This is a genomic window from Paenibacillus sp. RC334, from assembly GCF_030034735.1.
Classification (GTDB): Bacteria; Bacillota; Bacilli; order Paenibacillales; family Paenibacillaceae; genus Paenibacillus; species Paenibacillus terrae_A.
This window is the reverse complement of the sequence record NZ_CP125370.1, coordinates 5,848,756-5,871,304: the sequence shown is the minus strand read 5'-3', so window position 1 is coordinate 5,871,304 and position 22,549 is coordinate 5,848,756. Positions and strand designations below refer to the sequence as shown.

26 protein-coding genes and 1 tRNA gene are annotated in these 22,549 nt (G+C 45.2%); 19 read left to right on the top strand and 8 right to left on the bottom strand.

The features are described 5' to 3' along the window. Nucleotides 1–15: 15 nt before the first annotated feature. The 4 genes from recF to dnaA form a co-directional block, all read right to left on the bottom strand. Nucleotides 16–1,131: a DNA replication/repair protein RecF gene (recF, locus tag QMK20_RS26900; RefSeq protein WP_025683680.1), complete on the bottom strand. Its 1,116-nt coding sequence runs from the start codon at nt 1,129–1,131 to the stop codon at nt 16–18. 54 nt (nt 1,132–1,185) lie between these two features. Further along, nucleotides 1,186–1,404 carry a S4 domain-containing protein YaaA gene (yaaA, locus tag QMK20_RS26895; RefSeq protein WP_014279009.1) on the bottom strand — a complete coding sequence of 73 codons (219 nt, stop codon included), beginning with the start codon at nt 1,402–1,404 and terminating at the stop codon, nt 1,186–1,188. A gap of 46 nt (nt 1,405–1,450) precedes the next feature. Continuing rightward, nucleotides 1,451–2,593, bottom strand: a complete 1,143-nt coding sequence (gene dnaN / locus QMK20_RS26890) for a DNA polymerase III subunit beta (RefSeq protein WP_025683682.1) — start codon at nt 2,591–2,593, stop codon at nt 1,451–1,453. 186 nt (nt 2,594–2,779) lie between these two features. Continuing rightward, complete coding sequence (gene dnaA, locus QMK20_RS26885) at nt 2,780–4,126, bottom strand: chromosomal replication initiator protein DnaA (RefSeq protein WP_014279007.1); 1,347 nt, start codon at nt 4,124–4,126, stop codon at nt 2,780–2,782. A gap of 1,115 nt (nt 4,127–5,241) precedes the next feature. On the opposite strand from dnaA, the gene rpmH reads away from it, so the two are divergent. From rpmH to QMK20_RS26830, 11 genes are all read left to right on the top strand, one after another. Next, nucleotides 5,242–5,376 carry a 50S ribosomal protein L34 gene (gene rpmH / locus QMK20_RS26880; protein WP_007433250.1) on the top strand — a complete coding sequence of 45 codons (135 nt, stop codon included), beginning with the start codon at nt 5,242–5,244 and terminating at the stop codon, nt 5,374–5,376. Nucleotides 5,377–5,639: 263 nt separating this feature from the next. Next, a complete protein-coding gene (gene rnpA / locus QMK20_RS26875; RefSeq protein ID WP_283654031.1) occupies nt 5,640–5,990 on the top strand; it encodes a ribonuclease P protein component in 351 nt (116 codons plus the stop codon). 71 nt (nt 5,991–6,061) lie between these two features. Next, entirely contained in the window at nt 6,062–6,934 is an 873-nt protein-coding gene (locus QMK20_RS26870; protein WP_283654030.1) for a YidC/Oxa1 family membrane protein insertase, read from the top strand. After that, nucleotides 6,931–7,689 (top strand): RNA-binding cell elongation regulator Jag/EloR, encoded by a 759-nt coding sequence (jag, locus tag QMK20_RS26865; protein ID WP_283654029.1) that lies wholly within the window; start codon nt 6,931–6,933, stop codon nt 7,687–7,689. The genes QMK20_RS26870 and jag overlap by 4 nt, the downstream gene beginning before the upstream one ends. 164 nt (nt 7,690–7,853) lie before the next feature. Continuing rightward, complete coding sequence (mnmE, locus tag QMK20_RS26860) at nt 7,854–9,230, top strand: tRNA uridine-5-carboxymethylaminomethyl(34) synthesis GTPase MnmE (protein WP_283654028.1); 1,377 nt, start codon at nt 7,854–7,856, stop codon at nt 9,228–9,230. 100 nt (nt 9,231–9,330) lie between these two features. Continuing rightward, a complete protein-coding gene (mnmG, locus tag QMK20_RS26855; protein WP_283654027.1) occupies nt 9,331–11,220 on the top strand; it encodes a tRNA uridine-5-carboxymethylaminomethyl(34) synthesis enzyme MnmG in 1,890 nt (629 codons plus the stop codon). Further along, nucleotides 11,220–11,942, top strand: coding sequence for a 16S rRNA (guanine(527)-N(7))-methyltransferase RsmG (gene rsmG, locus QMK20_RS26850; protein ID WP_283654026.1), 723 nt, complete (start codon nt 11,220–11,222; stop codon nt 11,940–11,942). The genes mnmG and rsmG overlap by 1 nt, the downstream gene beginning before the upstream one ends. 433 nt (nt 11,943–12,375) lie before the next feature. Continuing rightward, nucleotides 12,376–13,194, top strand: a complete 819-nt coding sequence (gene noc, locus QMK20_RS26845; protein ID WP_283654025.1) for a nucleoid occlusion protein — start codon at nt 12,376–12,378, stop codon at nt 13,192–13,194. A 310-nt stretch (nt 13,195–13,504) separates the two neighbouring features. Beyond that, nucleotides 13,505–14,266: a ParA family protein gene (locus QMK20_RS26840; RefSeq protein ID WP_025683689.1), complete on the top strand. Its 762-nt coding sequence runs from the start codon at nt 13,505–13,507 to the stop codon at nt 14,264–14,266. After that, complete coding sequence (locus QMK20_RS26835) at nt 14,259–15,101, top strand: ParB/RepB/Spo0J family partition protein (protein WP_283654024.1); 843 nt, start codon at nt 14,259–14,261, stop codon at nt 15,099–15,101. The genes QMK20_RS26840 and QMK20_RS26835 overlap by 8 nt, the downstream gene beginning before the upstream one ends. 199 nt (nt 15,102–15,300) lie before the next feature. Beyond that, nucleotides 15,301–15,822 carry a DUF4446 family protein gene (locus tag QMK20_RS26830; RefSeq protein ID WP_283654023.1) on the top strand — a complete coding sequence of 174 codons (522 nt, stop codon included), beginning with the start codon at nt 15,301–15,303 and terminating at the stop codon, nt 15,820–15,822. Here the strand turns inward: QMK20_RS26830 and yyaC are convergent. After that, a complete protein-coding gene (yyaC, locus tag QMK20_RS26825; RefSeq protein WP_283654022.1) occupies nt 15,776–16,381 on the bottom strand; it encodes a spore protease YyaC in 606 nt (201 codons plus the stop codon). The two genes, QMK20_RS26830 and yyaC, sit on opposite strands and share 47 nt — an antisense overlap. A gap of 305 nt (nt 16,382–16,686) precedes the next feature. On the opposite strand from yyaC, the gene QMK20_RS26820 reads away from it, so the two are divergent. From QMK20_RS26820 to QMK20_RS26800, 6 genes are all read left to right on the top strand, one after another. After that, a complete protein-coding gene (locus QMK20_RS26820; protein ID WP_283654021.1) occupies nt 16,687–17,637 on the top strand; it encodes a mechanosensitive ion channel family protein in 951 nt (316 codons plus the stop codon). Further along, nucleotides 17,627–17,851: a DUF951 domain-containing protein gene (locus QMK20_RS26815; protein WP_283654020.1), complete on the top strand. Its 225-nt coding sequence runs from the start codon at nt 17,627–17,629 to the stop codon at nt 17,849–17,851. The genes QMK20_RS26820 and QMK20_RS26815 overlap by 11 nt, the downstream gene beginning before the upstream one ends. A gap of 77 nt (nt 17,852–17,928) precedes the next feature. Further along, nucleotides 17,929–18,019 (top strand) — tRNA-Ser (locus QMK20_RS26810). Nucleotides 18,020–18,496: 477 nt separating this feature from the next. Then, entirely contained in the window at nt 18,497–18,736 is a 240-nt protein-coding gene (locus tag QMK20_RS26805) for a tyrosine-type recombinase/integrase (RefSeq protein ID WP_349361981.1), read from the top strand. A gap of 88 nt (nt 18,737–18,824) precedes the next feature. Further along, nucleotides 18,825–18,944, top strand: a complete 120-nt coding sequence (locus tag QMK20_RS27840; RefSeq protein ID WP_404521407.1) for a putative holin-like toxin — start codon at nt 18,825–18,827, stop codon at nt 18,942–18,944. 396 nt (nt 18,945–19,340) lie between these two features. Further along, nucleotides 19,341–19,898: a hypothetical protein gene (locus QMK20_RS26800; RefSeq protein WP_283654018.1), complete on the top strand. Its 558-nt coding sequence runs from the start codon at nt 19,341–19,343 to the stop codon at nt 19,896–19,898. 303 nt (nt 19,899–20,201) lie between these two features. On the opposite strand, the gene QMK20_RS26795 is transcribed toward QMK20_RS26800, so the two are convergent. Continuing rightward, a complete protein-coding gene (locus tag QMK20_RS26795; protein ID WP_192513185.1) occupies nt 20,202–20,414 on the bottom strand; it encodes a helix-turn-helix domain-containing protein in 213 nt (70 codons plus the stop codon). A gap of 159 nt (nt 20,415–20,573) precedes the next feature. On the opposite strand from QMK20_RS26795, the gene QMK20_RS26790 reads away from it, so the two are divergent. Beyond that, the gene (locus QMK20_RS26790; RefSeq protein ID WP_283654017.1) at nt 20,574–20,939 is read left to right on the top strand and encodes a hypothetical protein; all 366 of its coding nucleotides are present in this window, start codon (nt 20,574–20,576) and stop codon (nt 20,937–20,939) included. Nucleotides 20,940–21,021: 82 nt separating this feature from the next. On the opposite strand, the gene QMK20_RS26785 is transcribed toward QMK20_RS26790, so the two are convergent. Together QMK20_RS26785 and QMK20_RS26780 are read right to left on the bottom strand one after the other, a co-directional pair. Beyond that, on the bottom strand, nt 21,022–21,339 hold the full coding sequence (locus QMK20_RS26785; RefSeq protein ID WP_283654016.1) for a hypothetical protein: 318 nt from the start codon (nt 21,337–21,339) through the stop codon (nt 21,022–21,024). A gap of 366 nt (nt 21,340–21,705) precedes the next feature. Beyond that, on the bottom strand, nt 21,706–21,900 hold the full coding sequence (locus tag QMK20_RS26780) for a YjzC family protein (protein ID WP_283654015.1): 195 nt from the start codon (nt 21,898–21,900) through the stop codon (nt 21,706–21,708). Between the two features lie 319 nt (nt 21,901–22,219). Here QMK20_RS26780 and rpsF point away from each other — a divergent pair, with 319 nt between their 5' ends. Continuing rightward, on the top strand, nt 22,220–22,504 hold the full coding sequence (gene rpsF, locus QMK20_RS26775) for a 30S ribosomal protein S6 (protein WP_014278989.1): 285 nt from the start codon (nt 22,220–22,222) through the stop codon (nt 22,502–22,504). Nucleotides 22,505–22,549: the final 45 nt, after the last annotated feature.

Sequence of the window (22,549 nt, the reverse complement as noted above, 5' to 3'; positions counted from 1 at the left end):
GCGGTCACTCACTCCTTAGTGTTCCACATGCCCGTCGTGGACGTGATAAATACTGGCATCCTTGAGCCGTTCTGCATTCAAGGTCTCAATACCAGTTGCCGTAATAAAGGTCTGTACCTTGCTCTGGAAGGTCTCGATCAGTTGGGTCTGACGGTAGGGGTCCAGTTCGGATAGAACATCATCCAGCAGCAGGACAGGATATTCACCAATTTCCTCATGGATTAATTCAATTTCAGCCAGCTTCAAGGACAGGGCAGTCGTCCGCTGCTGCCCCTGAGAGCCATACGTATGCACTTCCCTGCCGTTAATGGCAAAGGCCAAATCATCACGATGGGGTCCTGCCAAAGTCATACCACGGCGGATTTCCTGTTCCCTCATTTGGGATAACTTTATCATAAATCGCTCCAATAAGACAGCTTCATCTTCTTCCTCCGGCTCGCTGAAGGAGGGAACATAGGTTAATTTTAACTCCTCAGTCCCTCCCGCGATCCCTTCATGAATGGCCTGAGCCCACTTTTGCAGCTTTGTTATAAATTGTTTCCGCTTTTTAACAATTTTAACACCGTGCTCAACAAGTTGCTCATTCCATACCTCCAGCATGAGCTGTACGGAAGCCATATCTTTGCCCCAAGCTTGTTTGAGCAGGTTGTTACGCTGGACCAGCACTTTCTGGTATTGCTGCAAATGGTACAGATATCCCGGAGCAACCTGTCCAATTTCCATGTCAAGAAACCGGCGACGTACCCCCGGTGTTCCCTTGACGATTTCCAAATCCTCAGGTGCAAACATAACGACATTCAGCGAACCGATAAAATCGCTCAGCTTTCGCTGCTCCAGTCCGTTGATCTTCGCTTTTTTTCCTTGTGTGGATAACGACAGATCCAGCCTGATTTTTCCGTATTTTTTATCCACATCCGCAGCAAGGTGAGTGGAGGTAGCTCCGAAAGAGATCAACTCCTTGTCGCGCGACGTCCGATGACTTTTTGTCAGAGCCAGAACAAAAATCGCCTCTACCAGGTTCGTTTTGCCCTGCGCATTTTGTCCGATCAGCAAATTAACGGGCCCAAATTCATTCAGCTCCAGCTGTTCATAGTTCCGGTATTGCTGCAAAACAATATTGTTCACAAACACATAGGGTCCCCCTTGTTACTCCGCACCTAAAAGGAGTCCTTGCCGACCAGGCGATCATGCTCCTGCCGTGATCTCGAAACTTCCGTTGTCCTCTACTTCTACGGTATCGCCCGGGTACAGTTTTCTTCCGCGTCGTTCTTCCGGCTCACCGTTGACACGAACTTGCCCCTCCTGCAACAGAGCTTTGGCCATTCCCCCTGTAGAAACACAATCGGCTAATTTTAAAAATTGATCGAGCTTGATGTATTCGGTCTGTATAGATATCCGTTTCAAGGCTTGTTCATCCTTTCGCTTGTTCTCGGGTGGGTGACGCTAGACGTTAGTTGGTGGTGCGATATGGCAGGATGATGTACAGTGCATTGCTGGAGTCCGCCGGTTTTAAAATGATCGGGCTCATAATGCCGGTAAAAGCAATCGTCAGCTGCTCACTGTCAATCACCTTCAGCACATCAAGCATATATTTCGAGTTGAACGAGATTTTGAGCGGCTCTCCCTCAAATTTGGAGACTGTGACTTCCTCACGTACTTTACCCAGCTCGGAGGAGCTGGAGGAAATCTCCAAGCCACCGTTTTCCAGCGACTGCATTTTTACAATATTCGTTTTTTCCTCACGGGACAGCAAATAAGCACGGTCGATGGATTCGCTCAAACTTTTTGTATCCACAATCAGTTCTGTTTTGTAGGAGGTTGGAATAATTCTAGAAGTATCCGGATACGTTCCGTCCAAAATGCGGGAATAAAACAGAACCCGGTCAATTTTGAATAGTACCTGGTTGTCTGCTACGACGATATCCACAAGCATATTTTGATCCGGAATAATTTTGCTCAGTTCGTTCAACGTTTTACCTGCAATGACAACATTGCTGAAGCGCAAGCCTTCGGACGTTTCCAAACGGGCGCTACGGGTGGCGAGGCGGTGGCGGTCCGTTGCTACAAATTTTAATTCGCCCTCAGCCAAATTCCACAATACCCCTGTCAAAATAGGTGTCGTTTCGTGAGTGGAAATGGAGAAAACGGTCTGTTTGATCATGTTTTTGAGCAAATCACCTGGTACAGAGATAACCTGATTTTCTTCAATGCTCGGAAGCACCGGGAATTCCTCAGGGTCCAGACCCACAATCTGAATTTCGGTTGCACCGGATGAGATGAAGGTTTGGAAATGGTCTTTTACCTCCATGCGGATCTCCTGAGACGGCAGCTTCTTGATGATTTCGACAAAGAACTTGGCTGGCAGTACAACACTTCCCGGTTGTTCGACCTGAACGACGGTTTGGTCACCATCCTCCATCGGAATAAAGGATTGAATGGAGATGTCAGTATCGCTGGCAGTCAACGTTACTCCCTGATGATTCACATCCAGCTTAATACCACTCAAAATCGGAATCGTGGTCCGACTTGATATGGCCTTGGATACATGTTGTATAGCCTCGTTCAATACGTTTTTCAAAATGCTGATCTTCATAAGTTCCTCCTACGGGTTTTAATCCTTCAAGCACGCGTTGACGCGGGCCTTATTTAGGTGATGTATATCTTTAAAATCTATTAGTAATAGTAATAGGCGCACTGAATATGTGGATAAGTCGGTGTAAGCCTAATAAAATCAAGCCTATCCACATGTGTATAAGTTGTGTATAGGCTCTGAACTTGTTCAGGTTGGATTTTTGATTTTTTCGATTAGGCTGTTGATAACTTTGAACAGCTCCTGATCCACTTGAATGGATTTGGAGATTTTTTCGTGCGCATGAATGACGGTTGTATGGTCGCGTCCACCGAAGGCTTCTCCGATTTTCGGCAACGAATAGTCGGTTAGCTCGCGTGACAGGTACATGGCGATCTGCCGTGGAAAAGCCACAGCCTTCGTCCGCTTGCGTGCTTTGAAATCCTCCAGGCGCAAATTGTAAAATTCCCCGACTTGATGCTGTATATCCTGAATGGTAATCATTTTGGGACGACTGGAAGGAATAATGTCCTTTAACGCCTCGGCCGCGAGATGACTTGTCACATCCTGATTGGTCAGCGAGGAATAGGCAACAACGCGAATCAGCGCCCCTTCCAGCTCACGGATGTTCGTATCAATCTGGTTGGCGATATACATCATGGCTTCATTAGGAATATCCAGGTTCTCCGCTCTCGCCTTTTTCCGGAGAATTGCAATTCGCGTTTCCAGATCCGGTGGCTGAATATCTGTAATCAATCCCCACTCAAAGCGGGAACGCAGCCGTTCTTCCAGCGTTGGGATCTCCTTAGGCGGACGATCGCTTGAGATAATAATTTGTTTGCGTTCCTCATGAAGCGCATTGAACGTGTGAAAAAATTCCTCCTGCGTCGACTCCTTGCCTGCAATAAACTGAATATCATCAATGAGTAAAATATCAATATTACGATATTTGTTCCGGAAGCTTTCCCCGCGGTTGTCCCGGATGGCATTAATAAATTCGTTCGTAAACTTCTCCGATGACAAATACACGACCTTGCTGGCCGGGTTGTGTTCCAAAATATAATGCCCGATGGCGTGCATCAGATGCGTTTTTCCCAGACCTACGCCGCCGTACAGAAACAGCGGGTTGTAAGCTTTGGCCGGCGCCTCGGCGACGGCCAGCGATGCTGCATGGGCAAAACGGTTCCCCGATCCGATGACAAACGTATCGAATGTATATTTGGGATTCAGCATATGGGACACGGCTTCTTCATGTACGACCGGCTGCTGCTGAGGTTGTTGCTGGAGATCGAACTCGGCGGGCTTGTTCTCCTCAATGACGAACTTGACCTCCAGCTGCTTGCCCAAAATTTCATAAACCGTTGCCCCGACTAGCTTGGTATAGCGGCTTTCAAGCCATTCCACGGCAAAAGTTGTCGGTGCGGAAATCACAATGGAGTGGTCATTCAGTTTCGCTGCCTTGGTAGCCTTAAACCAAGTGTCGTAACTCGGCTTACTCAGCTTGGTTTGTATGATGGATAGAATTTGCTGCCATAGTTCAGAGGTATGGCTGTCCACAGACGTCACTCCTTTTAAATCCTGACATTTTGCCGTTTAAGCTGCAGAGAGCTGCTCCCGGCGCTTCGGCAAAACGCCTAAAATCCCAAAAATGTTGTTGAAGGCCATAAAAAGACATACCGCCGCCTAAATCATGCGGCAGTGTGATGAGAGAACGCAGCACAAAATGGTCCTGAAAAAAAGCTAATGGAAAAATCCGCTGCTGATCGGCAGAAGAAGGCGATATTTCTCAGGAGGGTATGTGCGGCACGATCCGTTCTCTTGATCCCGCAGGCCAAAACGGGACTGCAATATGTCGAAATCAAATGAAAAATGTAGAATATATCCCCAGAATCCCGAATCCGCACAAAAATAAAAAGATGGATAAATTGAACTTGTTCACAACTTTATCCACAGGGTGTTGATAATATGGAGGGTAAAACAACATATTCACATTCAAAAGTAATATCATCATAGCAAAAGAAGCCTTGTATTTCAATGACTCATGGTTATTTATCCACAAATTCAATCTGTTGTGTACAATTTTTATTCACAACACAAGATATTGTTTATAATTTGTTCAGTTTTCGACAATAACTCTTTATCGTCTCAAAATGTTATGCACAGGTTATGACCATTTAAATCACAATTCAGCTTTTTTTGTGGATCTGTGCATAACAGCCGTTGCCTTTTGGTCACAGGAGGCGTTTTTCCTGTTGAAAATTTCCGGTAACGTTTCCGACAATATTTTTAATGATATGGTCATGATGCTTGGAAATATGCCGATCTCAAAATAGAGACGGTGTGAAGGAATAGGAAGGAAGAGCAAACAGTAAGGAATAGGAGTGGTGGAAGGAACGCAAAATGTAGACAAGCTGATATTGAAGAAGGAAGGTCAAAGAAAATCCACGATAAAAAAGGACAAAAGAGCGTGGGATAAGTGAACTGGATGAAGGAGCAAAATCTCTGGGCGTGAAAAAGAGGGAGAGGATTGCGTGATTTTGGGGGAGGGGATTAAGCTGTACATTGACTTTGGCCGCTATTTGTGGTTAAATGTACAAAGGTGTTTTTTGTGGAGATTGCTATGTTAGGTATATTCCATATAAAACGTATTCCTTGTAAGGAGGTGCAGTACAATGAGACCGACTTTCAGACCGAATGTCAGCAAGCGTAAAAAAGTTCACGGCTTCCGTAAAAGAATGAGCACAAAGAATGGCCGTAAAGTTTTGGCAGCTCGTCGCCAAAAAGGCAGAAAAGTATTGAGTGCGTAATGCGTGCATAAAGACCACTACGGTGGTCTTTTTTTTCATAATGGAGGTATTTATGGGGCGGATCGCTTTCCCTGTGTCTGCAGAAATGCAGTGAAAAAAGAGGGAGGAGCACCGCAACCTGCTCTATATTAGATGAAGCTTTTGAAAATGGATGTAAAATAAGCGAGATTACCATGGGGGAATGTTGTCCATACTTCTTACTATATAAGGGGTAAGGATTGGCATGCCGGCATGTGTAAAAGAGATGAGCAAGGAGAAGCGCCGTGCAAAAAAAATTGCGTCTACGAAACCGGGCGGACTTTGGGCGAGTATACCGCCATGGCAAATCTTTTGCCAACCATCAGTTTGTGGTGTACTGGTTCCGCCGCAGAGAGGTAGAGCAGTTCCGCGTTGGAATTTCGGCCAGCAAGAAGATCGGCAACGCAGTTGTCCGCAACCGGATGCGCAGGATCGTTAAGGAAATTATGCGCCATCATGAGCATGAATTGGTGGAGCAAATTGACCTGATTTTTATCGTCCGCAAGGGAGCGGTTACAATGTCGTATCAGGAGCTGGAGAAAAGCGTGCTGCACGTTCTGCGCAAAGCCTCGCTGCTCAAGTCTTCACGCCGATAGTCAGTATCTTTGTCCTACAGGATATGGTATGATTTACGTTGGAATGGATTGGTTAAGAAAGGGGTTATGAAGTGTCGCGTTTGAAGACTCAACGGGGGAAATGGTTCCTCCTGATTGCCTTATTGGCACTTGTTGCTGTGCTGTCTGGATGTGCTCCGACAGTCCACAATTCTTACACGACGGCAGATTTGGCCAATGGATCTTGGTGGCAAAGATATGTCGTTTACTGGTTTTCGTATGCGCTGGATACGTTTGCCCAATGGTTCTCTGGAGAGTATGGCCTGGCCGTACTGATACTGGTGATTATCGTGCGTACCATTATTTTGCCGCTTACACTCAAGCAAGTACGCAGTTCTAAAGCAATGCAGGCCATTCAGCCGCAATTAAAAGAAATTCAAGCGAAATACAAGGATACGCCTGAGAAAGTCCAGCAAGAGACGATGAGGCTGTTCCAGGAAAACAAGGTCAACCCGATGGCGGGCTGTCTTCCTTTGGTCGTTCAGATGCCGATTTTCATCGCGCTCTATAATGCCATTTACTATAACTCGGCATTGCGGGATCATGATTTCTTGTGGCTCCAGTTAGGTAAACCGGATCACTTCTTTATCCTGCCAATTCTGGCGGCAATCACAACATTCGTCCAAACCTGGATGATGATGAAAATGAATCCGACTCCGCAGCAGGGACCGATGCAATTTTTGCTGTACGTCTATCCGGTGCTGATTCTGTTCATGTCGTATAACTTCCCATCTGCTTTGCCGTTATACTGGTTCTACAGTAATATTTACACGATTATTCAAAACTATTTCCTTTATCGGAATAAGGATAAAGAAGTTGCGCTGGCAAATGTGAAAACAGCCAGTCTTACGAAAACAGGTTCCTCCAATAGCAATAACAAGAAAAAAGGTGGCAGAAACTCGAAGGGGGCTAAAAAGTCGAGATGACCAAAGTCGTGACTTCAGGAAAAACCGTTGAAGATGCTGTAAAACAAGGACTCTCCCAGCTGGGAGTAAGCCGTGAACGGGTAACCGTAAACGTGTTGGAACAGCCGTCAAAAGGATTCCTGGGGTGGCTCGGGGTCAAGAAGGCGAAGGTAGAGCTTACTCTGCTGTCTGATCCGTCTCCCGAAACCACACACGCGGCTGAACATTATGTATCGACACAAACGCCAATCGTGGGACAGGCTGTTGTTACGGAAGCTGAACCTGTTACGCAGGAAGTACGTACGAGCAAGGAAGCCTCCACGGGCCATGCAGATCCCTATGAAGAAGCTGTGCGTTTTATTCATGAAACAGCAGCGGGAATGGGACTGGATGTGGAAGTGGATGTTCGTCACCGCAAGGATGAAAGCATACTGGATATATCCGGTCCGTCGCTCGGCATGCTGATCGGCCGCCGGGGACAGACGCTGGATGCATTGCAGTACCTGACGAATATCGTTGCTAACCGTCATTCTGACAAATTCATCCGGATTGTGCTGGATGCCGAGCAATTTCGCGCACGTCGGCAAAAAACGCTGGAGGATTTGGCGGATCGGCTGGCCAACCAAGCTATTCGTTACGGCAAGGAAGTAGTGCTGGAGCCAATGCCGTCACAGGAGCGGAAGCTGATTCACGCCAAGCTTCAACAGCATGCGCTGGTTAGAACATACAGCAAGGGGGACGAGCCGAATCGGCGCGTCGTCATTGCTAAAAAATAATCCGACGCAATGGCTCTCTGCAAGGTGCAGAAGCCATTGCTTTTTTTTAAACATAAGACTTTATAAGTTTCACTCTATTTGTTCTTATATTTCTCGCTGAAACGGTTGCCGTCCTTGATCAAGGACGGCAATGCCGTTTCTACTTGATAGGAGGTAGAAACCATATGCTGAGCGATACCATAGCTGCTATTGCAACGGCTGTCGGCGAAGGGGGCATTGCGGTTGTACGGGTCAGCGGCCCGGAAGCCGTTACGGAAGTGGAAGCTTTGTTCCGAAGCAAAACGCCTCTAAGCAAGGCTCCATCTCATACGGTACACTATGGACATATTATAGATCCTCAAAGCCAGGAAAAGGTGGAGGAAGTTCTAGTTACGGTCATGCGAGCACCGCGCTCTTTTACAACAGAAGATGTCGTAGAAATCAGTACCCATGGTGGGGTTGTAGCCGTCAAACGGGTGATGGATTTACTATTGCTGCAAAATATACGTTTGGCCGAACCGGGCGAATTCACGAAGCGTGCTTTTCTGAATGGTCGTATTGATCTGAGTCAGGCGGAGGGAGTCATTGACCTGATTCGCTCGAAGTCGGATAAAGCTTTTTCAGTAGCTTTGAAGCAAGTAGATGGACAACTGTCACAGAATATCCGCCGTTTGCGTCATGTTCTGGTAGAGACACTGGCTCATATTGAAGTGAACATTGATTATCCTGAGCATGATGTGGAATCTTTTACGTCTGAGTTAATCAAGGATAAGAGCAGTCAGGTCATGGCGGAAATTGATCGGCTGCTGCATACAGCGGAGCAGGGGAAAATTTTACGTGAGGGCCTAACCACAGCGATTGTCGGAAGACCGAATGTGGGGAAATCCTCGCTGCTGAATACACTGGCTCAGGGCGAACGGGCGATTGTGACCGATATTCCGGGCACTACCCGTGACGTTATTGAGGAATATGTGACGATTAACAGCATTCCTCTGAAACTGCTGGATACGGCTGGCATTCGGGAAACGATGGATGTAGTGGAACGGATCGGGGTAGAGCGTTCGAGAACGGCGGTTAGTGAAGCGGATCTGCTGCTCATCGTGATTAACGCTAACGAACCACTGCATGAGGATGAAATGGCATTAATGGAACAAATCCGCGGTAGACAAGCGATTGTCATTATGAATAAAATGGACTTACCGGCCCAAGTAGACCGGGATTTGTTGCTGCGTTATGTTCCTGAAGAGCTTATCGTACCGATGTCTGTAAAGGAAAATGAGGGAGCAGATCGGTTGGAGCAGGCCATATCACAATTGTTCTTTAGCGGTAAGCTGGAATCAGCCGATATGACATATGTCAGCAATGTACGGCATATTGCTTTGTTAAAGAAGGCTCGCCAATCGTTGGTAGATGCTTATGAAGCCGCTGATCAATTTGTTCCGATTGACATGATTCAGATTGATGTACGGCTGGCGTGGGAGCATTTGGGCGAGATTGTGGGCGATACGGCGCATGATGCCTTAATCGATCAAATATTTTCACAATTCTGTCTGGGCAAATAGGGCATTCGAGTATGGCTGGGTTAAGCCCTACTATCGTTATAGATATACAAGAGCATATTCGGTACGCGAAGACCGAAGTGCATAAGGAGGTAAGAAAGGTATGGGATATCAAGGAGGCGACTATGACGTAATTGTCGTAGGCGCAGGCCATGCGGGTGTAGAATCCGCCTTGGCAGCAGCCCGGATGGGCTGCCGTACGTTGATGATTACGATTAACCTGGATATGGTCGCGTTCATGCCCTGCAACCCGTCTATTGGCGGTCCTGCCAAGGGGCATGTGGTGCGTGAAATTGATGCTTTGGGCGGCGAAATGGGCCGGAACATCGACAAGACGTTTATCCAAATGCGGATGCTGAACACAGGTAAGGGGCCTGCAGTCCACGCATTGCGCGCACAGGCAGACAAGTTCTCTTATCAGCATGCGATGAAGGAAACGATGGAAAAGGAACCAAATCTGACCTTACGCCAGGGAATGGTGGAAGAGCTGATTATTGAAAACGGTCATTGCGTGGGTGTCATCACAAAGACGGGGACAGAGTATCGAAGCAAAGCGGTTGTTTTAACTACAGGCACTTATTTACGCGGGAAAATCATTATGGGTGAGCTGATGTATGAAAGTGGCCCGAACAATCAACAGCCTTCGTTGAGATTGTCTGAGCATTTGCGTGAGCTGGGCTTTGATCTGGTCCGCTTCAAAACAGGTACGCCGCCGCGCGTGCATAAGGACACGATTGATTTTAGCAAAACGGAAATTCAGCCGGGGGACGATCAACCGAAGTTTTTCTCGTATGAAACGAAGTCTTCGGATAATGAGCAGCTTCCTTGCTGGCTGACCTATACTTCAGTAGAAACCCACCAGATTATTAATGATAATTTGCATCGTGCGCCGATGTTCTCCGGTCTGATTGAAGGAACAGGACCGCGTTATTGTCCATCTATTGAAGATAAAGTGGTGCGTTTCAGTGATAAGCCGAAGCACCAAATCTTTTTGGAGCCTGAGGGTAAAAACACATCTGAATACTATGTTCAGGGCTTGTCGACCAGCTTGCCTGAGGATGTGCAATTAGCTGTGCTGCGCTCGATTCCGGGGATGGAAAAGGTAGAAATGATGCGTAACGGCTATGCGATTGAGTATGATGCCATGGTGCCTACACAATTGTGGCCTACGTTGGAAACGAAAAGAGTACCCGGCCTGTTCACGGCGGGTCAAATTAACGGCACTTCCGGTTATGAAGAAGCTGCGGGCCAAGGGATTATGGCAGGCATTAACGCGGCTCGTAAGGTACAGGGCAAAGAACCTGTCGTGTTGGACCGCTCCCAAGGCTATATCGGGGTTCTGATCGACGATCTGGTGACCAAGGGGACGAATGAGCCTTACCGCTTGCTAACGTCCCGTGCGGAATACCGCCTGTTGCTGCGTCATGATAATGCAGATTTGCGTTTGACTCCGATCGGACACGATATTGGCCTGATTACGAATGAACGGTACGAGCGCTTTTTGGATAAAAAGCAAAAGGTAGAGCAAGAGATTGAGCGTTTGCGTCTGGCGAAGGTTCGTCCAGTTGATGTAAATGAGATGCTGGAGCAGGGTGGATCTGCACCGATACAGGACGGCAGTAATTTGTTAACCGTGCTGCGTCGACCAGAGATCAGCTATACACAAGTGGCACAAATTTCACCTTCACCTGTAGCTCTGACTGAGGAGGAACAGGAGCAGGTCGAAATCCAGATTAAGTATGCGGGCTACATCGAGAAACAACTGATGCATGTAGAACGTCTGCAAAAAATGGAGAAGAAAAAACTTCCAGAGGATATCATATACGATGAGGTTCAGGGTTTGGCGATTGAAGCCAAGCAGAAGCTTGCGAAAATTCGTCCGATGTCGATTGGTCAGGCATCCCGTATTTCGGGTGTGACTCCTGCGGATATTTCCATTTTGCTCGTTTATCTGGAGCATTATAACCGCGTAACGGCAGCAAGGGGATCATAATGGACGCGATACAACAGCAATTTAAGCAGCGACTGGCAGAGCATAGCATTGTGATTAATGACAGTCAGTTAGAGCAGTTCGAAATGTATTACCGTGTGCTGGTTGAGTGGAATGAAAAGATGAACCTGACAGGCATTACAGAGCGTGATGCGGTGTACACCAAGCATTTTTACGATTCTCTTTCGCTGGCTTTTTATGTTCCGTTAAATGATGTGGAAAGCTTGGCAGATATCGGATCGGGTGCAGGATTCCCCGGTATTCCTTTGAAAATATGCTTTCCGCAGATTCAGTTGACCATTGTGGATTCGTTGAACAAACGCATACAATTTCTGGCGCATGTGGTAGAACAACTGGGATTGGAAGACGTGGAGCTGATTCATAGCAGGGCAGAAGAATTGGGTCGTAAAACGGGATACCGGGACAGCTATGATCTGGTCACAGCCAGAGCCGTTGCCCGTCTTGCGGTGCTGAATGAATTTTGTTTGCCTTTTGTCCGTGAAGGAGGTCACTTTGCTGCGATGAAGGGCAGTGACCCGACAGAGGAAATCAAGGAAGCTTCCTACAGCTTGAAAGAGCTTAAGGGAAAAATTAAGCATATTCAGGCTTTTCAGTTACCTGTAGAGGATGCAGCTAGACATATGATTATTATTGAAAAAAGAGCAGCTACACCACGGAAATATCCGCGTAAGCCGGGTATGCCTTTAAAAACACCGTTAGTGTAACCAATTGAAAGAAAGTGAATGTTTCACGTGAAACATTCACTTTTTTTATGGCTTGCGATGCTCTTTACATAAACAACGTAAGATGCAGAAGGTCTTTACTTACGACGCAGAGGAACATGGATAAATAGGCATCTGATCGGGTACACAATTTATTCTCTGATCCTTCCGAAAAGCTGGTAGAGACGATAGGATTATGGCTGGAAAAGTGATAGAATAGAGATAATCGTTTTTGATGTAAGTTGACTGCTTCCCGTACCGTTCAATTCAGATATACATAAGGGGGAGCGGGACAACAATGCCAGGGAGAATACGTGGAGTGTACCCGGTTACGGCGCTGTCTCATATAAAAGGGGCTACGATCCGCGTAAGGAACTGTTTTTCACGAAGCGCTGTTAGTATGGTGCTATTATGAAATTAGGTGGTATTATACGGAATGAAAGAACAATTTTCCAAGCTATTTGGTTTGACGGAGCGATCCTCTGGGGACGAAATAAAACAAATTCCAGTTGGGGATATTGTCAGCAGTCCTTATCAGCCCCGCACCATATTTGACGACGAGAAGATTGATGAGCTATGCCAGACCATTAAGACGCATGGTGTAATTCAGCCGATTGTCGTTCGTTTCCGTAATGGACATTACGAAATTATAGCAGGGGAACGTCGATGGAGAGCTGTTACCAAGCTGGGGATGGATACCATTCCAGCCATTGTTCGTGAGTTTAATGATTCACAAGCTGCGTCCATCGCGTTGATTGAGAATCTTCAAAGGGAAGGGCTAACAGCGATTGAAGAGGCTGTAGCTTACCAGAAGCTGATTGATCTGCATCAGCTCACCCAGGAAAGTCTCGCTCAGCGACTTGGCAAAAGCCAATCCACTATTGCTAATAAGATACGGCTGCTTCACCTGCCAGAGAGAGTGAAAGGTGCTCTAATGGAACGCAAAGTGTCCGAGCGTCATGCCCGTGCGTTATTGTCATTAGAGACTGAAGAGCTACAGTATAAGGTTTTGGATGAAGTCATCGCTAAGGAACTCAATGTGAAACAGACAGAGGCGAGAGTCGCCTTTTATAAACAAGTGTCCACGATGAAGAAATCCAAGCGGATTTCCTTTACTAAGGATGTCCGGCTTGCGCTGAATACGATTCGTCAATCCATTGATATGGTGTCTGGCTCAGGGTTGGATATCAAGACCAAGGAATCCGATCATGAGGATCACTATGAGATTGTCATTCAAATTCCCAAACGTAAGTAAGGGATGAAGCGTACAGGCGGCAGCAATTGCCGCTTTTTCTGTCTAACGCCGAATAAAACCGCAGCATACTCGTATTCTATTTTAAAAATTGCCGTTATCCGTAAGCTAATGATGGAGAATCGTCTTACTAGAGGATTTTGCAATATAAGCATTTTGCATCAATCGCAAGAGCGATTTTAAATCAGCAATATATAGATCCAAACGGTTTAGTTTGTCTATCTATTGTACTTTTAAGCGTTGGGAATCGAATGATGCAAAATGCTGTTCAAGAAATATAGCAGGATTCCGATTAAATTATGAGGTGAATGAAGTGTCAAAAATAATAGCCGTAGCCAATCAAAAGGGCGGAGTGGGCAAAACAACTACTTCCGTGAATTTGGGCGCCGGACTTGCTTCCCTCGGCAAAAGGGTATTGCTCGTGGATATCGACCCGCAAGGTAATACAACCAGCGGTGTGGGTATCAATAAGGCGGATGTGGCAAATTGCATTTATGATGTACTCATTAATGAGGTTGATCCTAGCGAAGCGATTGTCAGTACACAGATTGAGGGACTGGATATTATTCCGGCCACCATTCAGCTGGCAGGAGCGGAAATTGAGCTGGTACCGACCATTTCTCGTGAACTCAGGTTAAAAAGATCTCTCCAGCTCGTCAAGCATAAGTACGATTATATATTGATTGATTGCCCTCCGTCGTTGGGGATTTTGACACTTAATTCTTTAACAGCCTCTGATTCGGTCATTATCCCTATTCAATGTGAATATTACGCATTGGAAGGATTAAGTCAGCTACTGAATACGGTGCGATTGGTACAAAAGCACTTGAATACCTCGCTGCAAATTGAAGGCGTATTGTTGACGATGTTTGACGCCCGCACTAATTTGGGTATTCAGGTGATTGAAGAAGTGAAAAAGTATTTTCAAAGCAAGGTTTATCAGACGATTATTCCACGCAATGTGAGACTCAGTGAAGCACCATCACATGGCCAGTCCATTATTACGTATGATCCCCGCTCCCGTGGGGCAGAGGTATATATTGAGTTGGCAAAGGAAGTGGCATCTTATGAGTAAACGGTTGGGAAAAGGGCTGGATGCACTCATTCCCTCCCTTACAGTCAATGATGAGGACAAGGTTGTTGACATTCCACTTAGCCAGTTGCGTGCAAATCCGTACCAGCCTCGAAAAACGTTTGATGAGGAATCGATTAAAGAACTGGCAGAATCCATTCGTCAGCACGGTGTTATCCAACCTATTATTGCGCGTAGTGTATTAAGAGGCTATGAAATTATTGCAGGTGAAAGAAGATTTCGGGCTTCTCAATATTGTGGGAATTCGACGATACCTGTGGTTGTTCGCAATTTTACCGATCAGCAGGTAATGGAGATTGCCCTGATTGAGAATTTGCAGCGTGAAAATCTGAACGCTATGGAAATAGCAGTAGCTTATCAGGGATTAATGGATCAGTTCTCGTTAACTCAAGAGGAATTGTCCTTGAAAGTGGGTAAGTCGCGCTCTCATATTGCGAATTTTCTTCGTTTGCTTGCATTGCCGGAGGAAGTTAAGGATCATGTTTCACGTGGAACATTATCTATGGGACATGCCAGAGCGATTGTTGGGCTTAAAAATCCCGATATGGTGAAGCAATTGGCGACACAATGTATTGAGCAACAATGGAGTGTTCGGGAGCTGGAAGAAGCTGTACAGCAGTTGGATCATAAGCCTGGTGAAGCGAAGGCCAAGTCCAAGGTGAGAAAAAAGGACCCTTTTATTGATCATATGGAAGAGTCCTTGCGTGAACGTTTTAAAACAACTGTGAAAATCAAGCATAACAAGGATAAAGGTAAAATCGAATTGAATTATTACAGCCAGCAGGATTTGGAAAGATTACTGGAACTATTGCAGTAGTCTGTACGAAATAGGACATGTCTCCTTGATCGAAATGGGAAGTGAGATATGTCTTTGCTTTGTCTGGAAGTGAAGGAATCAGAATGGTCTGGATGGATAAACTAATAGCCTTTTGTTATTTGTTTCGCTGTCCTCAAACGTATAAAATAAGAGGTATGCAGTGACATGATTTTTGAGGTGGAGGAGTAGAAGCAAGCATATGGCTGAATTGAACGGACTAATCATGGAACAGCTTGCCGGAATCGTTGCAGGGATTGTGCTTATTTTGCTCATCCTGATGATTGTTATCATTGTGCAGGGTGCAAAGTTGAAGAAGATGCGACGAAAGTATGAAACCATGATGGCAGGCAGCGGTGTCGAAAATTTGGAAACGCTGCTGATTGATTTGAAGGTGCAAATGGATACGATTGAGGATGAGCAGGAAGCCCATCGTGCAAGTATGGAATCTCTACGCAGTAAACTGACTGGCCTGAAGGGACATATAGGTATCAAACGCTATAATGCCTTTGGCGAGCGAGGGAGCGATTTAAGCTTCTCCATGGCCATTGTAGATGATAATCAGGATGGTATCGTATTAACCGGTATTTATAACCGGGATGGCTCTTATGTGTATGCCAAGCCCCTGGAAGCGGGGCAGTCATCCTATTCCTTATCTCCTGAAGAGAAAGAAGCCGTTACTCTTGCGCAGCAAGCAGGACGGAACGGTAATGCCACTCCTTAATCGCGGAGTATAAGCTGCCAGCAATGATATCTGATAATTTCATTACCAGATTTAGTCTTGTATTTTGCAACACAAAGTATTCCATAAAGCCGCCGACGTTAACGATTCCTGTCAAATGGATATCGCCGACCGGCGGTAATTCTTTATTTACCCCCGCTCCAGGCTTCAAAGGCCCGTCCGCAACCTGAATGCATCCGACGCTGGAGGTTTGTCCAAGACATGCGTCTATGCCGATGATATAGGGCTGGTCGTACCGGGTGTGTATGCCGTCCAATGTTGTTTGCAGATTCATAGCATGTACAGGCTCCTCCAATGTTCCGTAAAGGTGAAAGAGCGGGCTTTTATAACGTGACAACTGGGTACCTACGAGCGGGCCGAGACAATCTCCAGTAGAACGGTCGGTGCCGATGCAAATAATAACGATATTTTGCAGACTGGGCGCCTGGTGCAAATGGAACAGCAAACGATGGCTGATGGCTGATTGGATCCCGGGGTCGGTGTGTGATATTTTTAAGCTAAGGGGTTCTTGCTCCGGAATGAAGTCAGATGGATGAGTCATGGAATCTTCCTTTCGCTCTGTAATGGAGTGTGCAGATTGCGCTCGCTTTATAGACCGTTAGCTGTTGGCATAGCATTGATCAGAGATGAAAACCAGCAGTAAACTGCCTTAGAGAATGACAATTAGCCTGCGGGTAACAATTATTCTCAAGATAGTAGATAGTATATGGATAAGTTTGGGGTTTTATACTCGGCGAAGTAGATTATTCATAGCAAAATGAATGAAACCAGTAGATGGGCTTATGTAGTAGACAATAGAATTTGGGAAACCAGAAGAGTGTCCCTTGTGTAAGGAGGAGCAACAGAATGACCTTAATGCGTTGGTTGGAGAACAATACAGGGACGACTGCTGTTGTGAAGGATGCGATGCACTGGAAGGATGTTATATGGGAATGGCTTTCAGATAGTGCGATGTGGTCGACTTTGTTGTTTGTGGTTTTGAAGATTGCCATTATTTTCATCATCACACGTATCTTTATTCGCGTTATTAATAAAATTATAGATAAGTCGATGCAGCAAAAGGGAGAGAACAGCAGGTTTCAATTGAATACCAGGCGGCTAACAACCGTCCGAGAACTGCTGAAAAATGTAACAAATATCGTATTCAATTTTATTCTGATTATGCTGGTATTGTCTCAAATGGGCATTAATCTCGGGCCTCTGATTGCCGGAGCCGGAGTGCTTGGGTTGGCCGTTGGTTTTGGGGCGCAGAGCTTGGTTAAGGATGTGATTACCGGGTTCTTTATTATTTTCGAGGATCAGTTTGCTGTAGGAGACGTCATTCAGACAGGAACCTTCAAAGGTACAGTAGAAGTGATTGGGCTGCGTACAACCAGGCTGGTGAGCTGGAAAGGGGAAGTTTATATTTTACCTAACGGCTCGATTACGGCGGTTACGAACTTTTCCATGTCCAATTCGTTGGCGGTGGTGGATGTACCGATGAAGGCCGAGCGTACTCTGGAGGAAGCTGTTGGTTTGGTAAAGCAAGCGATCCATGGCATTGAAGAGTCCAACGTGCAGATGCTGAATATACCGGATGTTCTGGGGGTTCAGTCCATGACGACATCAGAGTATATTGTGCGTGTTGTGGCGGAGTGTATGCCGAATACAGGGGCTGCGGTAGAACGTGATATTCAGAATAACATCAAGAAGGCACTAGAGGATGAGGAACATCGTCAGAGCGCGCTGGAGACGGCGGTAACCCTCGAGAAGGAAGACGAGCAAGAAAGAAAAGGGGGAGAGAAGGGTGGAGCGTAAGTCGTTTGAACTGGGGGACATTGTGCAGATGAAGAAGCCCCATCCCTGCGGAACGAATGAAATGGAAATTATCCGTATGGGTATGGATATTCGGATCAAATGTGTCGGTTGCCAGCACAGTGTGCTGATTCCGCGTGCCAAGTTCGAAAAGAATATGAAGAAGGTGCTGCGTTCAAAATCCAACGCTGACGGGCAAAATTCGGAAACGAACTGAGCCGGGGGAGCTGAGTGATTTTGGACAGCAATGAACTTGCATCATGGGCACAATGATGATATAATAAACCTTGCTGCGGAAAGGTACCCAAGAGGTCTAAGGGGGCTGACTCGAAATCAGTTAGGCGTCGCAAGGCGTGCGTGGGTTCGACTCCCACTCTTTCCGCCACTATAATAAATCGCACTGTATCAACGTTTTCAGTACGATATATGGGTCGAAAGCTATACGATTTTACACGAAAATTGAGCTAGATGATTCCGATATACCTAAATAAATGATTCCGTTAACCTCTTACGCTAAACACGCGTAGGAGGTTTTTTAGTATGGATAAACGTATGGGCCGCAAGACAATTAGCGCGCGTAAACCGTTGCAGACGTGGGGCTATCATCAAACACGCTTGAGGAAGCGTTGGACATTGTTGTTGAGGTGAAATGTGCGTGCGTGTTAGAGAACACTGAGATTAATTACGTGAAAAAGCAAATTTGCTACCAGCGGTGAAGAATAAGAACCGTAAGTCGCGTATTTTACCGTTGTCCACAACTACAATTCGGCTACTAAAACAGTTGTCCACAGAGACAGCAGAGCATTTTGACACGCCATACTTATTCACAACCAATTACGGACAGTAATTAAGTGAAAAGACGATACAGAAATCGTTCGATAAATACGCGGAGAAGGCGAAGCTAGGACGGTCAATGTCGCCGCATGTGTTGAGGCATAATTTCGCTACTATGGCGGCTGAGAATGGAATGTCGATATTTCATCTACAGAAGTTAATGGGGCACGCAGATATTGCAACAATGCGGAAGTATGTACAGATTAGCGAGGGAAGTCTAGCGGATGAGCACCGGAAGCATTCTCCGTTATCGAGACTGCGGAAATGAAAGGAATTTATGTTTGCAAAAAGTAGGATTAGAGCGTAGTTTGTTGTATAACATTCCATAGCAAGACGCACGGTATTGGTGAGGCGTAATGAGTAAATTTGAATCGTTGTCTTTGCTTGTCCAATTTGGAATGCTTATCTTAAGTCTCATTGCTATAATTATTTCTATCGTTAGATTGAACCAAAAGCAGGATAGAAAAAGAGAATAGATAAAAAGGAAATAACCTGCATCTTACCGGACCAGGTTATTTCCACAAAAATTAATTTAGAAAGGCCGTGCGTCTTGTCACTACGGCTTCTTTCTTTTGTCAATTATATTTTACAGCTAATTGCTTAATGATACAACAGGATTATTATTATATTTACTTATATGTTTGCCTAACAACGTGTCTTCATCGTTTGAGACAGAATGATAGGAATTCAAAATAATCGCTTACCCCTTCGTGTGAGGAACGTAGATGGGTCCGTTTTTCTGCGTTTTCTTTTAGTGACAATGGACTAGTACAATGGTATTATTTAGGTAAATTTGAGATGAAGGGGGGATTCTGGGTTGTTGGGCGGATTGTATACGTAATGAGAGATTAAAAAGCGAAGGAGTTGACGAAGTGGCCCTCGAACAAGCCGCGTTTTTCAGTACTAGATCGTTTATGGCCGAAATGTTTAATGATGCTCTTTATTATCTTCAAGAAGGTGAAGCTGCGGAATATGAGTTTGCGCAATATAGATTTTATAGGTCTGCAATTATAAACTTTTGTGCCTCGGCTGAAGCAGCGGTATCAAAAATAGTACATAATCATCTTAGACAGAATGAAGATTCTTTGGAGCACTATGACATTGATTTGCTGAAGAGTCTTAATGACTTTAATGCACCCCCGCCAAAGAGCTTCAGGACAATTAGAAGTAAAATTACAACGGTCGAACGACTACTAAATCAAAAATATACCAAGAAGAATAAAAAATCATATATAGAATTAACTGAGCTGAGAAATAAAATCATCCATTACAACACTTCCTATGCTGCCATTGTATACGAGGATGGGAGTGTGAAAAGAGTGGCGAGTGGGGCTCCTGAAGTTGTCGATGCTTTTATAACTGAGTTGCTCAGATTGTATGGATATAACTCGGTGGAGGGGTTTCATTCAAAGCGTATACCTATTTATTAAGTGTTCTTTTACCGTAATTTCAACCGCAGATCAGGACCTAATTTAACGTTAAAATCACGTATCCCATAGGTTAGACGATGATGATATAGGAGTTGGAGTAGTTCACATTATAATTGGACACTCAAGGTTTGAATTTTTAGCTGGGGGCGACGTTAACTTTTTAAATGTTTTTCTATATATAATAAAATTAGTTGCTGAGGTCGGAACACCCAACCGACACGCCCAAGCGGTCTTAAAAGGGATGGAGAAGATTTTAACTAATTTTCAAAGGATAGGCCTCGTCAATTTGACGGGGCTTTTATATCATTCCTCATCTATGAGTGTGATTATTTCACGAATGTCTGTAATGCCTAATGCATCTGCGATTTCCTCGATATGTTTGAAGTTTATATTTTCTCTCTTTTCATTCGCCAGTTCAGATAGAGCTGCTCTACGGACACCAGTCTTGTGAGACAATTCGTTTAGGGAAATCCCTCTTGCTTTGATTAACTCGCCGAGCATTATCTTTACCTTCATTCCACACACTCCTATTTTATTTTAAAACCCGTTGACTGTACTCATAAGCGTACAATATAATAAAGATAAATGTTGTACGTATAAGCGTACGAATTAAAAAAATAGTCCCTATTATTTTAGGAGCTAAGGCGTTTAGAGGAAGAAAAGGAGGACGGATGTATGAGTAAATCGTTGGGATTGGAATGGGCTTCGATGGTATACGGGCCGTATGATTTGCCGCATATGTATGAGATATTCGAGGGAGTACTTTATAAAGGATGCTACTTCTTCTATCTGGACAATGGTGTGCTATGCCTGCGTCAGGTTCGCAAGTTAGGTCAGCCGGAGCATACACAATTGTTCATCGATGGAGATAGTGCAGGACTACAACTGGCAGTGGGGATTCGGCGTGATTTGATGGAGGTAGTAACTGACATCATCAGAAGCTGGAGGGACAAGAGCGGGCTTACTTTTCTGTTCGATGAATTACTGTGTCTACAAGGAAGGGGAGACATACAACTGAATCTTGTAAAAGACAAGGGTTAGGATGTTCTTCTGAGGTGTCATTACAGCAAAAAAATACCCCTGACAGCAGGAAAATAAGTACCGTCAGGAGCATATTTTGTTGTTATAGCTGGTTTGGCGGGTAGTTATAGCGTTTTGTTTTTTTCGAGCCGGAGATCATCAGTAGGATGGCTGCGATCAAATGTAGTATCCAGCCCACTACGGGGATCCAGGCCAGCAAAGAGGTCAATATCCCCCATACAGAGCCGTAGATCGCTTCCTGATTGCGTAACGACAGGATGAGTGTTACTGCATGCAGGATAAGCATGAATCCCAGAGCCGAGTAACCGGTCCCCATGACAATAGCTCCTCCTACAATCGGTACGGCAAGCACCAATTCGAATATACCTGATATCCACTTTAATATTCGAGAATAACTCATCTTAAAACCTCCGTAAAAGTAGGTCTTTGTACTTGGATATATTCTAGCAGAAGGAGCCGGATTAATCTGCATTTTACCAGTATATGCAAAAAGTCCGATAATGCAACAAAGGAGGACCTCAAAGGTCCTCCATCGTAGGCGATACATTTTTAACAGGATACGATCTGTCCAATCACATCACGAAACTCGGTGTACTGACAAGCAATACCAGTGTTGAAAAGACAGAGTCCTTTTACACAAACCTAACGCTTCTAATGCCCGGAATGGATCTCCTAACAGTTTGTTCGGCTACGTCATCCAACGGAACCACACCTCTCTGTTGTATCGCCTGATTATAATATGGCCCGAATGTCGAGAAAATATACATTAATGAACGCGGGCTTTCGTTTTTTTCTTCCATTTGCGATTATGGTTGGTCGTCTCCGGAAAAGATTCGCCTCTTTCCAGTGTCACTTGCTGCGGGTTTTGAATTTCGGTATGAAAGCTTTTCTCGCCCACTTCCATATACACGCCGTCATTTGGTGCTTTGTCACCTGGCTCAAATTCGGTTTTTTCACCCATAAGGTTGTTCCTCCTTTACTACTTGGATTGAACTGCAACGGTTATTGTGCGCCGATATGAGCAGAAACATCCGGGAACAAGCACACTGAATGTCAGAAAAAAACCGAGTTCTTTCCTATATATAGATAAATCTTACTGTACATATAAAATCGTGAAGAATGGAATGTATGAAGCTGATTTAGCTGATGTACAACACATGAACTCAATTGCAGGTTGCAATCAGCTGCTCGATTTGGTAAACTGTTTTAGTGCGAGTTTAGGCTCGTTCCTTGCTCTCAACCGAGATTGAGGGCCTTATGTCCATAAGGAGGTGTAAAGAATGCGCAAATATGAAGTGATGTACATTATTCGTCCTGACATTGAACAAGAAGCTGTTCAAGCGGCAGTCGATAAATTCCAAGGTATCATCTCCAACGGCGGTGGCGAAATTACGAGTCACGATGTAACTAAACGCCGTCTTGCGTATGAGATTAAGAAATTCCGTGATGGTTCTTTCGTTCTGGTAAACTTCACAGCAGAACCTGCTGTAGTTGCTGAGCTTGAGCGTATCATGAAAATTTCTGACGAAGTAATTCGTTATCTCATTACGAACGACGTAGCTTAATTATTGTACGTGATTATGTAATGAACAACGCTCAAAGGAGGGGAT

Coding starts and splice junctions, on each gene's coding strand:
- dnaN (WP_025683682.1), bottom strand. CDS start 2,593: ATGAAGATCAGCATTTTGAAAAACGTATTGAACGAGGCTATACAACAT.
- rpmH (WP_007433250.1), top strand. CDS start 5,242: ATGAGACCGACTTTCAGACCGAATGTCAGCAAGCGTAAAAAAGTTCAC.
- jag (WP_283654029.1), top strand. CDS start 6,931: ATGACCAAAGTCGTGACTTCAGGAAAAACCGTTGAAGATGCTGTAAAA.
- mnmE (WP_283654028.1), top strand. CDS start 7,854: ATGCTGAGCGATACCATAGCTGCTATTGCAACGGCTGTCGGCGAAGGG.
- mnmG (WP_283654027.1), top strand. CDS start 9,331: ATGGGATATCAAGGAGGCGACTATGACGTAATTGTCGTAGGCGCAGGC.
- rsmG (WP_283654026.1), top strand. CDS start 11,220: ATGGACGCGATACAACAGCAATTTAAGCAGCGACTGGCAGAGCATAGC.
- noc (WP_283654025.1), top strand. CDS start 12,376: ATGAAAGAACAATTTTCCAAGCTATTTGGTTTGACGGAGCGATCCTCT.
- QMK20_RS26835 (WP_283654024.1), top strand. CDS start 14,259: ATGAGTAAACGGTTGGGAAAAGGGCTGGATGCACTCATTCCCTCCCTT.
- QMK20_RS26830 (WP_283654023.1), top strand. CDS start 15,301: ATGGCTGAATTGAACGGACTAATCATGGAACAGCTTGCCGGAATCGTT.
- yyaC (WP_283654022.1), bottom strand. CDS start 16,381: ATGACTCATCCATCTGACTTCATTCCGGAGCAAGAACCCCTTAGCTTA.
- QMK20_RS26820 (WP_283654021.1), top strand. CDS start 16,687: ATGACCTTAATGCGTTGGTTGGAGAACAATACAGGGACGACTGCTGTT.
- QMK20_RS27840 (WP_404521407.1), top strand. CDS start 18,825: ATGAGTAAATTTGAATCGTTGTCTTTGCTTGTCCAATTTGGAATGCTT.
- QMK20_RS26795 (WP_192513185.1), bottom strand. CDS start 20,414: ATGAAGGTAAAGATAATGCTCGGCGAGTTAATCAAAGCAAGAGGGATT.
- QMK20_RS26790 (WP_283654017.1), top strand. CDS start 20,574: ATGAGTAAATCGTTGGGATTGGAATGGGCTTCGATGGTATACGGGCCG.
- QMK20_RS26785 (WP_283654016.1), bottom strand. CDS start 21,339: ATGAGTTATTCTCGAATATTAAAGTGGATATCAGGTATATTCGAATTG.
- QMK20_RS26780 (WP_283654015.1), bottom strand. CDS start 21,900: ATGGGTGAAAAAACCGAATTTGAGCCAGGTGACAAAGCACCAAATGAC.
- rpsF (WP_014278989.1), top strand. CDS start 22,220: ATGCGCAAATATGAAGTGATGTACATTATTCGTCCTGACATTGAACAA.